The sequence below is a fragment of the Blautia sp. Sow4_E7 genome (assembly GCF_052116245.1).
In the GTDB taxonomy this organism is placed as follows: domain Bacteria; phylum Bacillota; class Clostridia; order Lachnospirales; family Lachnospiraceae; genus Blautia_A.
Genome location: NZ_JBQKLL010000026.1, coordinates 12042 through 25852 on the forward strand (window position 1 = coordinate 12042; position 13811 = coordinate 25852).

General features: G+C 47.5%; 10 protein-coding genes. 6 read left to right on the forward strand and 4 right to left on the reverse strand.

Going from position 1 to position 13811, the window contains the following annotated elements:
- The first annotated feature begins 342 nt into the window (after positions 1 to 342).
- From ACTQ50_RS13490 to ACTQ50_RS13510, 5 genes are all read left to right on the forward strand, one after another.
- Positions 343 to 2232 carry a DUF885 domain-containing protein gene (locus tag ACTQ50_RS13490; RefSeq protein ID WP_441484627.1) on the forward strand — a complete coding sequence of 630 codons (1890 nt, stop codon included), beginning with the start codon at positions 343 to 345 and terminating at the stop codon, positions 2230 to 2232.
- Between the two features lie 187 nt (positions 2233 to 2419).
- Positions 2420 to 3967 (forward strand): CapA family protein, encoded by a 1548-nt coding sequence (locus ACTQ50_RS13495; protein ID WP_441484628.1) that lies wholly within the window; start codon positions 2420 to 2422, stop codon positions 3965 to 3967.
- A gap of 269 nt (positions 3968 to 4236) precedes the next feature.
- A complete protein-coding gene (locus tag ACTQ50_RS13500) occupies positions 4237 to 5598 on the forward strand; it encodes an SPFH domain-containing protein (RefSeq protein WP_441484629.1) in 1362 nt (453 codons plus the stop codon).
- Between the two features lie 183 nt (positions 5599 to 5781).
- Positions 5782 to 6870, forward strand: coding sequence for a hypothetical protein (locus tag ACTQ50_RS13505; protein WP_441484630.1), 1089 nt, complete (start codon positions 5782 to 5784; stop codon positions 6868 to 6870).
- Between the two features lie 13 nt (positions 6871 to 6883).
- Positions 6884 to 7774, forward strand: coding sequence for a TPM domain-containing protein (locus tag ACTQ50_RS13510; protein WP_441484631.1), 891 nt, complete (start codon positions 6884 to 6886; stop codon positions 7772 to 7774).
- A 243-nt stretch (positions 7775 to 8017) separates the two neighbouring features.
- On the opposite strand, the gene ACTQ50_RS13515 is transcribed toward ACTQ50_RS13510, so the two are convergent.
- Entirely contained in the window at positions 8018 to 9373 is a 1356-nt protein-coding gene (locus ACTQ50_RS13515) for a uracil-xanthine permease family protein (protein ID WP_441484632.1), read from the reverse strand.
- Positions 9374 to 9680: 307 nt separating this feature from the next.
- Here ACTQ50_RS13515 and upp point away from each other — a divergent pair, with 307 nt between their 5' ends.
- Entirely contained in the window at positions 9681 to 10310 is a 630-nt protein-coding gene (gene upp / locus ACTQ50_RS13520) for a uracil phosphoribosyltransferase (protein WP_441484654.1), read from the forward strand.
- Between the two features lie 222 nt (positions 10311 to 10532).
- On the opposite strand, the gene ACTQ50_RS13525 is transcribed toward upp, so the two are convergent.
- The 3 genes from ACTQ50_RS13525 to ACTQ50_RS13535 form a co-directional block, all read right to left on the reverse strand.
- Entirely contained in the window at positions 10533 to 12170 is a 1638-nt protein-coding gene (locus ACTQ50_RS13525) for a SpoIIE family protein phosphatase (RefSeq protein WP_441484633.1), read from the reverse strand.
- A gap of 144 nt (positions 12171 to 12314) precedes the next feature.
- A complete protein-coding gene (locus tag ACTQ50_RS13530) occupies positions 12315 to 12938 on the reverse strand; it encodes a GNAT family N-acetyltransferase (protein WP_441484634.1) in 624 nt (207 codons plus the stop codon).
- Positions 12935 to 13795, reverse strand: coding sequence for a class I SAM-dependent methyltransferase (locus tag ACTQ50_RS13535; protein ID WP_441484635.1), 861 nt, complete (start codon positions 13793 to 13795; stop codon positions 12935 to 12937). The genes ACTQ50_RS13530 and ACTQ50_RS13535 overlap by 4 nt, the downstream gene beginning before the upstream one ends.
- Between the last annotated feature and the right edge of the window lie 16 nt (positions 13796 to 13811).

Consider the following 13811-nt stretch of genomic DNA (forward strand, 5'->3'; position numbering starts at 1 on the left):
AATGCTCTCACATTACTGTCCACCTCCTGAACAGTAACTCGTTTCACTCTTTCGCGATATACTCCCTCGCCTTCAATTGTTACATTTTTATTAAGTCTATGTAACAGTTACGTATAATATCACAACAACCTGCCACCGTCAATTTTCCTTCCAACTACCGCAAAAACCAGTTTTCCGTGAAATTCCACAACTTCAACATTCCATCACACTTCATTTTCGTCAGACCGCCAGTCCTGTACACAAAGTCCTCACACTCCCGGCACCATGGAACCAAATATCTCGCATACTCTACCGAAATTCTCAATAATATAGTAGAAATCCCCCAGCTTCGGAGGGCATATTATGCCAGATACTCCCAAATCCACAGATTTTAATTGCCATGAACATGCCAAAACCAAGAAGGCCCTTTCAAATAGCAGGAATAAATTTTATACATTTTTCTCACAAAACGACTTTTTTAAGTCCTCATTTCCATTCCATAAAAACAGAAAGCTTCCGGCTATTTTTCTAGCCATTTTTCTGCTCCTGTTTCTCTCCTTCACCTGGCTTTCCAGCCACATCTTTTCCGAAAACGCCCGCTTCGAAAAATTCGCAGAATCCATATTTGAAAAAGAAGTTTCCAGCAACGCCCTGAACCTCCACTATTCCCTGGCTTACCCGGAAAAGCAGGGCATCTCCCGCCCCCGCGCCGCCCTTGGCACCATCCCCCTGGACAACGAAAAAGCAACCGCTCTCTGCCAGCAATATGAAAAAAAGCTAAAAACCTTTTCCACCTCCAAGCTCTCTACAACCAACCGCCTCACCCTGGACCTGCTGCTCCTCTACTACCATACAGAAGCCACCCTTGGAGACCGGTATCTTCTGGAAGAACCTCTTAGCCCAAGCCTTGGCATCCAGGCCCAGCTGCCTGTCCTTCTGGCAGAATACGCCTTTTATGAAAATCAGGACATCACCGATTACCTGAACCTTCTGTGCAGCACCGACGACTACTTCCAAAGTATTTTTGCATTCGAACAGGCAAAATCAGACGCCGGATTTTTCATGTGCGACGAAACCCTTGACCGCATCCAGGAACAGTGCCGCGCCTTTATCCAGAACCCGGATTCCAACTACATGCTGGAAATTTTTTCCCAGAAGCTGGAAACCTACGGCAAGCTCTCCAGCCAGGACCAGGAACAGTTGATCCGAACCCACAAACAGATCCTTCAGGAAAAAGTTCTCCCAGCCTATCAAAAGCTGATCGAAGGACTGGAACAGCTTCGCGGCACCGGCAAAAATACAGGAGGACTGGCGAATTTCTCTGGTGGAAAAGAATATTACCAATACCTGCTCCAAAGTCAGGTTGGAATCTACCTGCCTGTGGAAAAGCTGGAGAAACGCCTTACCCAGCAGCTTTCCGCAGATTCCCAGGAGCTATCCCTTCTTTTGGAAAAATACCCGGAACTCCTTTCCCTTCTGGAAGCCAAAGCAGATCTGCCAGATATGGAACCGGAGCTGATCGTCACCACATTGGAGACCTCTATTTTCCAGGATTTCCCCCCCATATCTTCTGTGGACTTTGAGATCCGTTCTGTACATAAATCTATGGAAGAATTTCTAAGCCCGGCATTTTACCTGACACCGCCTATGGACACTGGCACACCAAATGTGATCTACATCAATCACGGACGGCAGATCTCTAATCTGGAGCTTTTTACCACACTGGCCCACGAAGGTTTTCCCGGCCACCTTTACCAGACGATTTATTTCGGGCGGCAAAATCCTTCTCATATCCGGTATCTGATCGACTACAGCGGCTATGTGGAAGGCTGGGCGACCTATGTGGAAAGTTATGCCTACAGTTACGCAGCCAGCTACCTGTCCCCAGAGGAAGCCTCCGCCTACACCCGCCTGTCCTGGCTGAACCGCAGTGTCAACCTGTGCATCTACTCCCTTTTAGACGTGGGAATCCACTACCGCGGCTGGACACCCGCCCAGGCCGCCAGGTTCCTGAACCTTTTCGGGATCCGTGACGCCCATGTTACCGCAGAAATCTACCGCTACATCGCAGAAACCCCGGCTAATTATCTGAAATACTATGTTGGATACTTAAATTTCCTGGATCTGAAAGAAGAACAGCAGGCTCTCCTTGGGGAAAATTTTGACCTGAAAGCCTTTCACCAGCAGATTCTGTCCATTGGGCCGGTACAGTTTCCAGTGCTGCGAAAGTACATCAACGAGACCCTTGAATAACCGTAGTTACTGTTCACCACCTTCACAGCAGCACGCCTCACGGAACACTGCCATTGATCAGCAACTTCCCGTAACAATTTTTTAAAGATTTATGTAATAACTTCTTTCTTTGGTCACAATAATTTGCTATAATAAATGCAAATTAGCAAACATAGCTTTCCTACATTCATAACAAAGGAATAAAACCATGAAAAAACGAGATAATCTTCCATTAAATTATAAAGAACGGCTGAATTCCAGAACCAGCTTTCTGGTATCTGTGGCAGTTCTCATTGTCCTGTGCCTGATTTTTAACCAGATGGACTACACCATGATCCGGCAGCCTGCTGCCCAGGCCAAGAAAGTAGCCGATGCCCAGAAACAAAAGGAGGAAGCCGAGGCAGTTTCCGCTCCGGAAGTCACCACCGCCACAGTTCTTGCAGTTGGCGACAACCTGATACAGCCAAGCCTTCTTTCATCCGGACAGTCCGACAGTGGCACCTGGAATTACGACAGCGTTTACACCAACCTGAAAGCTGACATCCAGGCAGCTGACATTTCCATCGTGAACCAGGAGACACCATTTACTGCAGATCATAATGCAGTCAGCGGTACCGCTCCTTATGCCACCCCCACTGAGATCGGGGACGCCCTGGTAAATGCAGGATTTAATGTGGTCACATCCGCCACTTCCCTCATTGACGATAACGGTACTTCCATGATCACCGAAACCCTGAATTATTGGAAAACCAGCCATCCGGAGATAACACTGGCAGGTATCCATGAGAACCAGACCGGCACAGACGCCCCGAAGATCGTGGAGATAAACGGAATCAAGATTGCCATCCTGGACTATACCTTCCCGGCATATGGCAGCCAGGACACAGGTTCTGACCAGTCCTCCGAAGAGGACACCCAGGATTCTTCCAGCTCTGACACTGCAGGAAGCAGTTCCACTTCCGCCGCTTCTGCCAAAGGTTCCATGATCGACACCTTCAACACCACCGATGTGGCTGCAGCCATCAAGCAGGCGAAGTCTTCAGCTGATTGCGTGATCTTCTGTGCAAACTGGGGCAAGACCGAAGAGCCTATGCCTACCGAATATGAGAAAGAATGGGCGAATTTCCTTATGGAACAGGGTGTGGATGTTGTGATCGGCACCAACCCTAATGTACTTCAGCCTTACGGTTATCTTACCGATGATTCCGGCCACAACATGCTGATCTACTACTCCCTTGGCAACTTTGTCACCGGACAGGAGACACTGAAGCAGCTTCTTGGCGGAATGGCAACCTTTACCATCCAGAAGACTGTAGAAGGTGACCAGACCACCGTTGAGATCCAGGATGCCACATTGACGCCGCTGGTAATGCATTACAGCTATGACAATAAGGAATATGCTCCTTACAAGCTGGATGACTATACAGATGCACTGGCCTCTGTTCACAGCGTCCGCGAATCGATCGGAGATGAATTCTCCCTTGAGAATCTTACAACCAAGTATGACGAGATCATGTCCATGAATGTGACGCCATCCACGAAGACAGATCTTATGGATGTCGCCTTTGACTCCGATGGAAATATGATGGATTCCAATGGAAATTACGTGGAAGATAATGATTCCATCACTTCTTCCTGGTACTATCAGAACCTTTCCAGCCAGAGCAGTTCCGACAGCACTTCCAACGACAGCTCCGGAACGGACACTTCCGGATCCGATGGCTCTGATTATTCCGAGGACGATTCAGAAGAATAAAAATTGACTAAAATTAGTATTTCAAATGACAAAAATCCACAGTACTATATGAATAGGCTGTGGATTTTTTTCGTGCATGCAAATAACGTCTTATTTTCACGAAAACCTGTCTTTTTTCACAGGTTGCTTGTTTTTTCAGATAAAATCAGATAAAATTCAGATATAAGTGCATAAACGAAAAAAAAACACTCGGACAACTGCTGTACAATGAAAAAATTCAGTTTTTCATCTACAGCCTTTGGACGATTTAAAAGAAAGGGGTTACTATTATGGGACTTATTAAAGCAGCTCTGGGAGCCGCAGGCGGTACACTTGCAGACCAGTGGAAAGAGTTTTTCTACTGCGATGCCATTGACAACGACGTTCTGGCCGTGAAAGGCCAGAAGCGCACCTCCAAGCGTTCCTCCAATACAAAAGGAAGCGATAACATCATCACCAGCGGTTCCGGAATCGCCGTTGCAGACGGACAGTGTATGATGATCGTAGAGCAGGGCAAGATCGTAGACATCTGCGCAGAGCCTGGCCAGTACACCTACGACGCTTCCACTGAGCCAAGTATTTTCTCCGGAAACCTTGGCGACGCCATTATGAAAACTTTCCAAACTATCGGAAAGCGTTTCACCTTCGGCGGTGACACTGGTAAAGACCAGCGCGTTTACTATTTCAACACCAAGGAACTGGTAGACAACAAATTCGGCACACCGAATCCGATCCCATTCCGTGTGGTAGACCAGAATATCGGACTGGACATTGACGTTTCTGTCCGCTGCAGCGGTGTTTATTCTTATCGGATTGCCGATCCGCTTCTCTTCTATTCCAATGTGTGCGGCAACTTTGAGCAGCAGTATGACAAAGAGCAGATCGAGAGCCAGCTGAAAACAGAGTTCATCTCCGCCCTCCAGCCCGCATTTGCAACTATCTCCCAGCAGGGAATCCGCCCAAGTGCACTTCCCGCTCATGCAATGGAGCTTTGTGATGCCATGAACCAGGCCCTTACCCAGAAATGGAGCCAGCTTCGTGGTCTTGTGATCGTTTCTGTTGCCATGAACCCGATCACGCTTCCAGAAGAAGATGCAAAGATGATCAAAGAGGCACAGCGTATGGCTATCCTCCGCAATCCTGCTATGGCAGCTGCTACTCTTGCAGGAGCACAGGCAGACGCTATGAAAACAGCAGCAGGCAATGCAGGCGGCGCTATGACTGGTTTTATGGGAATGAATATGGCAAATATGACTGGTGGACTGAATGCACAGAATCTTTACGCTATGGGACAGCAGCAGGCAGCACAGCAGATGGCGCAGCAGCCAGCCCAGCCGCAGATGGCTTCCCCGACGCAGTCCGCTCCTTCCGCAGACCAGTGGAAATGCTCCTGCGGCGCTGTGGTTTCCGGCAATTTCTGCCCGGAATGCGGTGCGAAAAAGCCTCAGGCTCCTACGGCAGGCGGAAGCTGGACCTGTTCCTGCGGTGCGGTAAATACAGGTAAATTCTGCTCCAACTGCGGTTCTCCCAAGCCGGCAATGAAGCCCCGCTACCGCTGTGACAAGTGCGGATGGGAACCGGCAGATCCAACCAATCCGCCAAAATTCTGCCCGAACTGCGGAGATTCTTTTAATGAAGGAGATATCCAGTAAATAAATCGTAATGCCCTATATATGCTGCGCTTAATTTAAACTCTATTGTAACTATTCAGAAGGTAATATTTTATGAATGTAGTTCACAGTTACACTCTATTGTTTAAATTTGCGCAGTATAAGTGATTTTCATTTAGATACCCTGCATGCGCAGATATCCCATATTCCGAGAGGAGATGAACTATGTCCGATTTACTTGAATATAAATGCCCCTGCTGCGGCGGAGCCATTGAGTTCAACAGTAAGCTTCAGAAGATGAAGTGCCCTTACTGCGACACCGAATTTGATATGGAAACCGTCAAGGAGTTTAACGAAGCCGCAGCCGAACAACAGACCGATGACTTTAGCTGGGAAAATGCCTCTGACAATTCCTGGAAGGAAGACGAAGCCAGCGGCATGTCCGTCTACATATGCCAGTCCTGCGGCGGCGAAATCGTTGCAGATGAAAGCACTGGTGCATCCAACTGCCCCTTCTGCGGAAATCCAGTAGTCATGTCCGGTAAGTTTTCCGGAGCCCTCCGTCCAGACTTCATCATTCCCTTTAAGCTGGACAAAAAGGCCGCCAAAGCAGGCCTTTCCAAACACCTTCACGGCAAAATCCTTCTTCCGAAGGTTTTCAAGAAGGAAAACCACATTGACGAGATCAAAGGTGTCTACGTGCCCTTCTGGCTTTTTGACACAGATGCCTCCGCAGATATCCGCTACCATGCTACCAAGATCCGCTGCTGGAGCGACAGCGACTACGACTATACGGAAACCAGCCACTATTCTGTTTTCCGCGCTGGAAACATTGGCTTCGACCAGATCCCGGTAGATGGCTCTTCCAAGATTGACAACGATTTAACAGAATCTCTGGAGCCTTATGTAACCTCTGAAGCTGTGGACTTTGCCACACCGTATCTGGCAGGCTATGTAGCAGACAAATACAACGTGTCAGCAGAGGAATGTGCAGAGCGCGCCAACCAGCGTGTAAAAAGAGCCGCTGAGGACGCTTTCCGCGACACCGTCATTGGCTATGACACCGTTACCCCAGAGGACACCCGCATTCAGCTAAAAGGCGGCAAAACCCACTACGCCCTTTTCCCGGTATGGCTTCTTTCCACCACCTGGAAGGGTAACCACTACCTGTTCGGCATGAACGGCCAGACTGGTAAATTTGTGGGCAATCTGCCTGTAGACAAAGGTATTTTCACCAGATGGTTCCTTGGACTGACTGTAGGCTTTTCCGTAGCAGCCTATGTGATCGCATGGCTGGTCCACACATACTTTTAAGGAGGGGCATGCTATGAAAAAACAATCTATAGGAATTATCCTGGCGGCAGCACTGGGAGTTGGAAGCCTTTTCGGTACAGCCATTCCAGGCGCAGATACGCTTTTTAATACCGCTTTGCCAGGTACAGGAGCTTTTACTGTACAGGCCGCATCCAACAGTCTTGGTGAATCCGACAGTGAGGAAGAATATGACCCTTATCAGGACTTTGCAGCTTCCGGCGAATTTTCCCTTGTCCAGGATGAGGCGGATCTTCTCACAGACGAAGAAGAGTCTCTGCTTCTGGACAAATTGCAGACCCTCACCGACGAATACGGTTGTGAAGTGGCAGTTGCCACAGTAGAGTCGAAAAAAGGCTATGAGATGAACTTCTTTACAGACCATTACTTCGATGAGAACGGATACGGACTGGGCGAGGATTATGACGGCATCCTTTTCATGGTCAGCATCGGAGACCGCAAATGGCACATTACCACCCATGGATATGCAAGAACTGCATTTAACGATGACGGGCTTGCTTATCTGAAGGATAATGTGGAGCCGCTGTTAAAGGATGAAGACTTCTACGGAGCCTTCGATACCTACACAGACCTGTGCGGGGATCTCTTGGAGATGGCAGCTAACGGGGAGCCTTATACCGAGCCCTTTTCTCCCAAGTGGATCTTTATTTCACTGGGTATTGGACTTGTGCTTGCGTTCCTTTGCACCATGGGTATGAGAGCCCAGCTGAAGAGTGTGCGCCCTCAGGACAGCGCAGTGGATTATGTACGTAAGGGAAGTATGGATGTGACAAGATCAAACGATATTTTCCTGTATCATACCGTTACCAGAACCGAGAAACCCAAGGACGACAGTTCTTCAGGCGGTTCCGACAGCGACCACGGCGGTACGGGAGGAAGTTTCTAAGACTTGCCACGCTGCGCGGATTAACTTCTCCATTTGAAGTAAAATAATTCAAATAATAGCTATAAAAAAAGGACCCAATTCATTGTACTTATAAATACATCTAGCATTTAAGTACTTTGAATCGGGTTCTTTTTATGATGTCTTTTCAACAAACGATCAATCTGTTCGTAAACCGGTCACCTGTTCACATGACTTTTTTGCCATGCATCGTGACGCCAGCCGACGATATCATCCTATTCAGGATCAATCGTCTTCCATCTCTTCTTTCTTCTTCGCTGTCTCAAATACATAATCATTTCCAGGAAGAACGGCGTTCAGAAGGATTCCTACGATTGCAGCAAGTGCAAGTCCTGTAAGAGTGATGTGTGCGCCTGCGATGGTAAAGGTAAGTCCATCGGAAATACCAAGGCCGCAAACCAGGATAACTGCTGTGATCACCAGGTTACGGGAACGTGTCAGGTCTACTTTGTTCTCAACCACGTTACGGACACCAACTGCGGAGATCATTCCGTAAAGGATGAAGCTGATACCGCCGATGATCGCAGACGGAAGGGAGCTGATCACCTCTGCCATCTTCGGAATGAAGCTGAGGATTACAGCATAAATAGCAGCCAGACGGATTACCTTTGGATCATAAACACGGCTCAGTGCAAGAACACTGGTGTTCTCACCGTAAGTTGTGTTTGCAGGTCCACCGATCAGTGCGGACAGGGAGGTTGCAAGTCCATCACCAAGAAGGGTGCGGTGAAGTCCCGGATCCTCGATAAAGTTACGGTCAACTGTTGCAGAAATGGCGGAAATATCACCGATATGCTCCATCATGGAAGCGATGGCGATAGGTGCCATTGCAAGGATTGCTGTGATATTAAATTTGCAGAGGAAGAATTTCGGAACTCCCACGATTGGTGCGCTTGCTACACCAGCAAAGCTGAGGATCGCGCTTCCGTCTGCGTTTGTCATGCCAAGGGCATTCATGATCAGGGCTACTACATAGGAAACCACAATACCCATCAGGATCGGAATGATACGGAACATTCCAACGCCCCAGATATTGAAGAAAATAACAGTTCCAAGTGCTACCAGAGCAAGGATCCAGTTCTGTGAAGCATTGCTGATGGCAGATGGCGCCAGGCTAAGACCGATGCAGATAATAATGGGACCGGTTACAACTGGCGGCAGATAACGCATAACACGTTTTACGCCGATGGCCTTTACAATGAGGGCAAGTACCAGGTACAGAAGTCCTGCTACAAACACACCGCCGCATGCGTATGGAAGCTTCTCTCCATAAGACATGTTTGCAAAGATCCCGGTATCCAGCTCTGCAACTGTGGCAAAACCGCCAAGGAATGCAAATGAAGATCCAAGAAATGCAGGTACCTTCATCTTGGTCAGTACGTGAAACAGAAGTGTTCCAAATCCAGCGCAGAACAGGGTTACCTGAATGGATAAGCCTTCACCGTGAAAATAGTTGTTTACCAGGATCGGCACCAGAATGGTTGCACCAAACATGGCAAACATGTGCTGGAGTCCCAGGATCAGCATCTGCGGGATTCCCAGCTTTTTGGCATCATAAATGCCTTCAACTCTGAACTTCATAAATAAAGCTCCTCCTTTTCCCTTGCATTAGTATGAGATGTACCAATGTAGCTTATACTGTAAACAGTATCGTATTTCGTCACCGCTGCACATAGTGAGCAGCAGCTCCTTTTCCCGTATTGCCGCAGTAAACTGCGCGGCAATCTTGTTATAGTATAAAGTATGCGACAAGTTTTTACAATTATTGACTTTCTATGGAAAGTGCGGTATCATTTTTACAGTATTCCCTTAGGGATTTGTTATTGCATAGGGCAATGGCAACTTTTATCACACTACGGAGGTTTTTATCATGTCAAATTTTTCAGATATGGACAATGTATTTATTATGGACCACCCGCTGATCCAGCATAAGATTTCCATTCTTCGTAATAAGGATACCGGAACAAACGAATTCCGTAAACTTATTGAGGAGATCGCAGTTCTTATGGGTTTTGAGGCTCTTCGTGATCTTCCTCTTGAGGATGTTGAGGTTGAGACTCCGATTGAGACTTGCAAGACTCCTATGATTTCCGGTAAGAAGCTTGCTGTTGTTCCTGTACTTCGTGCAGGTCTTGGTATGGTAAATGGTATCACTACCCTGGTTCCATCCGCTAAGATCGGTCACATCGGTCTTTACCGTGATCCGGTTACCCATGAGCCTCATGAGTACTATTGTAAGCTCCCGGATCCCATTGACCAGCGTCTCATCGTTATGGTTGATCCAATGCTGGCTACTGGCGGATCTGCGATCGCTGCTGTTAACTTCATTAAAGAGCATGGCGGAAAGAGCATTAAGTGTATGTTCGTGATCGCTGCTCCGGAAGGTCTGAAACGTCTTCACGAAGTACATCCGGATGTACAGATCTATGTAGGTCATCTGGACAGAGAGCTGAACGACCGCGCATATATCTGCCCAGGTCTTGGCGACGCCGGAGACAGAATTTTCGGTACCAAATAAATTCTGGCTCTGTCAGGCCGCTAAATAGACGGATATACCGTCCCCCAAGCATCAACATCAAAATAAAAGGCTGTAATTCTGAAAAGTATCTTACTTCCAGAACTCAGCCTTTTTTCTTTTGCATTTTTTACAATTATACGAACCAATTATTGTTCACTTTATGGCCATGAATCCGCTTTTTGGATCTTACCAGACAACTTACATCACAGCCACCAATGCACATTATGCTCTCTCCATCTTCGCCTTATATTCCACGCAAAGCATGGTAATATCATCAAACTGCGGCGCTTCCCCAACAAAAGCGTCGATATCTGCCTTCACTTCCGGTAAAATTTCCGATGGCACCTTGTCCTTCGCCCGGTTCAGGACCTGCTCCAGACGCTCCATTCCATAAAGCTGATTTTCTGCATTTGTAGCCTCTGTCACACCATCTGTGTACTGGAAAACCATATCTCCCACATCCAGGGTCATACAGCCAGCCTTATAATCCATATCCTCGAATCCAGCAAGAACAAAGCCCGGACGGATCTTATACGCTTCAAAGCTGCCGCCAGCCTTACAGATAAACGGCATTTCATGACCGGCATTTACGAAGCAGAATTCTCCTGTCACAAGATCCAGCACCCCTTCAAAAGCAGTGATAAACAAGCCCTCACTGTTCGCCTCGCAAAGAAGATTATTTACAGTGGAAAAAACCTCGCCTAAATCTCTTCCAGGTGTGGTGTGGTCCTTGATCAGCGTTTTTCCAATGACCATAAACAGCGCCGCCGGAACACCCTTTCCGGAAACGTCCGCCATCACAATGGCCAGATGGGTTTCATCCACCATAAAGAAATCGTAAAAATCACCGCCCACTTCCTTGGCAGGAGTCATGGTCGCATAGATATCAAATTCCTTCCGGTCCGGGAACGCCGGGAAAATACAGGGCAGCATGGACGCCTGAATGTTTCTGGCAATGTCCAGCTCCGTCCCGATCCTCTCCTTCTCAGCTGTCACCTTGGACAGATTGGCAATATAGTTCTCCAGTTCTTCCATCATAAAGTTGAAAGAATCACTGAGTGCCTCGATCTCATCCCCGGTTTTCATAGTGATCCTCTGGTCTTCAAACTTTCCGCTTTTGGTGATCTCCTGGGTAAAATCAGCCAGCTTGCTGATCGGTGTGGTGATAGTCTTCCGTACAAAGACAACATACGCAGCCATGGTCACAGCAATAATGCAAAAAGAGATCAGCAGCATATTGATGAGAAAGGAATTCAGGTAATTTCGAACATCCTTCATATCCAGAATATACTGAATCTCTGCGATTGCCTTTCCATTCTCGTCCAGGATCACGGAAATCCCGGTATAGTTATAGCCGTAGCTGTTGTCCGTCACAAGCGGACGGTCCACGCCTTTGTTCTGCTGATACTGGTTCCATATGGTAATGTATTTCTCCATATCAGCCGGATCATCCGGGTTGGCCGCATCCGTGTACAAAATGTCACTTCCGTAAGGAATCTGGTTCGCCGGATCATCTCCCATCTCCTCCACCATGGCATCTATGTAGAAATGAACGCTGTCCTCATCTGGCACAACCAGAGACAAATAGGTAACATCCCCATCTTTTTTCAGCTTGTTAAACAGTGCGACCATTTCCGAGTACTCTTCTGTCTGATTTCCGCCTTCCGCCAGGATCTTCTCCACATCCTGCACAGAAAGCATATCCGCAATGCTGTTGCTGTTGGTCATGACTCGCTGTGCATACAGATCCTCCAGATAGGATCTGGAACTGCTGTAGCTGAAAAGGGAAATGGCAATGGTCAGGATCACGCCGATCACACCAAGCGAAAGAATAAATTTGGGAAGAAGTTTAATTTTCATTTGTAGTTCCTTTCCTGAAGTTTCTTATTATTTTCAAAACGGTAACTGTTCAGCACCTTCTCAGTTACACGCTTCGGGAAATACTGCTTTCTGAATCGTTACCCGAAACGGTTCCGCGCCGTTGCCAATTATCACCTGTAAAGCTTAGGTTTCTGTTGGATTCCCTGTACGGATTCTCTTAAAATAAACCTCTGCATCACACTTGCAGCGCCCCTTGCAATATGGGCAAAAAAGGTCTTTCTTGTCATACCAGATCCGCTTCGCAGAAGAAAGATGAACGAACTGGCACTTCTGAAGGGCTTTTTCCAGGGGAACTTTACCTCCTGCATTCCAGCAGATGATAAACACATTCTCTATGCCCTTCCCCGCAAACTGCGCCAGCGCATGCTCCATCAGCAGAACCGCCAGCCCCTGCCTGCGAAACGCTTCTTTTATCCCTACGGACTGAAACTTTCCTACAGACTGAGACTCCCCCTGCCCGCAAACCAGTCTGATCTTCTGCGCCCCAAGCCTGGCATCCTCTGCAATCTGATCCACCGTCGTAAGATAATAATAAATATAGCCAGCCAGCTCTCCCTCTGCCGTTTTCAGCAAAAGAAACGCCCTGTCCTGGCGCCCGATGGTCTGTTCAAGCTCAGCCTTCTGGTACAGATTTTCCCCCACACACCGATCCATAAGCTGCAAGGTTTCCTCTATATCTTCTTTTTCCAATGGACGCAGATAAAATTCTCCGCCAGAAGTCTTTATCTTCTGTATCTCTTGTGTCATAAACTCACCTTTTCGCAGGACAAAATCTGCATTCCCATGGTAATTTCCGAATCCTTGCTGAGAATCTGCTGCCGAAGCCCTTCGTAATTCTCTACGAGCCACTTCTGCCACTCCTGATAAGCTCTGTTATCCGGTTCTTCTGCAAGCAGAATTTCCACATCCTCTGGAAGATAAGAAAAAAAGGTCTGAAAAATATGTTTTTTCCGTTCCAGCTCTTCCTTTCCGGCAGAAATCCCCTGGCACCAGACGTGAATATGATCATATCCACAATCCGCCAGCCAGCCAGAAACCCTGGCGCCAGTATCTCTTCGCCCTGCATATTTATCCTGGTTCAAAATATCCAGAAACTGTTCCAGAAGGTTCTTCTCATCTGGAACAAGTGTGGAAGCACAGTCATTGCTTTCCGTAATGAAGATCACTCCGTCTTTTTTCAGAAAATGTGCCAATGTGCTAAGCAGCTTCTCTCCATCCAGCAAATGCATTAATACAAAAGAAAGACAGATCAGATCAAATTCCCTGCCCCCGGAAGCATCCGCCAGTTTCTGCAGATCTTCGGAAAAGGACTGGCTCTCCACATCCATCTGATAAAAATAGAATTTGGAATCCCCATACTGTCTGTGGGCTTTTTCCACCAGCTCCTGATTGTATTCCAGGCCAATTACCCTGGAAACCCTTTGGTCGGAAAAACGCTGAAAGGTTCTGTTTCCATCATTACAGCCAATGTCCAGAACGGAAAGCTCTGATTTTCCATTAAAAAAATGCTCCAGTGCAGGTTTCTCCGCCTGTGACAGCAGCTTATTCTGTATCCGCAGGCGCTCCCGCTCCTTTTTTTCCTGAAATACCAGCTGACTTTGCACGATCTGTCTCCTTGTT

Coding starts and splice junctions, on each gene's coding strand:
- ACTQ50_RS13490 (WP_441484627.1), top strand. CDS start 343: ATGCCAGATACTCCCAAATCCACAGATTTTAATTGCCATGAACATGCC.
- ACTQ50_RS13500 (WP_441484629.1), top strand. CDS start 4,237: ATGGGACTTATTAAAGCAGCTCTGGGAGCCGCAGGCGGTACACTTGCA.
- ACTQ50_RS13530 (WP_441484634.1), bottom strand. CDS start 12,938: ATGACACAAGAGATACAGAAGATAAAGACTTCTGGCGGAGAATTTTAT.
- upp (WP_441484654.1), top strand. CDS start 9,681: ATGGACAATGTATTTATTATGGACCACCCGCTGATCCAGCATAAGATT.
- ACTQ50_RS13525 (WP_441484633.1), bottom strand. CDS start 12,170: ATGAAAATTAAACTTCTTCCCAAATTTATTCTTTCGCTTGGTGTGATC.
- ACTQ50_RS13495 (WP_441484628.1), top strand. CDS start 2,420: ATGAAAAAACGAGATAATCTTCCATTAAATTATAAAGAACGGCTGAAT.
- ACTQ50_RS13510 (WP_441484631.1), top strand. CDS start 6,884: ATGAAAAAACAATCTATAGGAATTATCCTGGCGGCAGCACTGGGAGTT.
- ACTQ50_RS13515 (WP_441484632.1), bottom strand. CDS start 9,373: ATGAAGTTCAGAGTTGAAGGCATTTATGATGCCAAAAAGCTGGGAATC.
- ACTQ50_RS13505 (WP_441484630.1), top strand. CDS start 5,782: ATGTCCGATTTACTTGAATATAAATGCCCCTGCTGCGGCGGAGCCATT.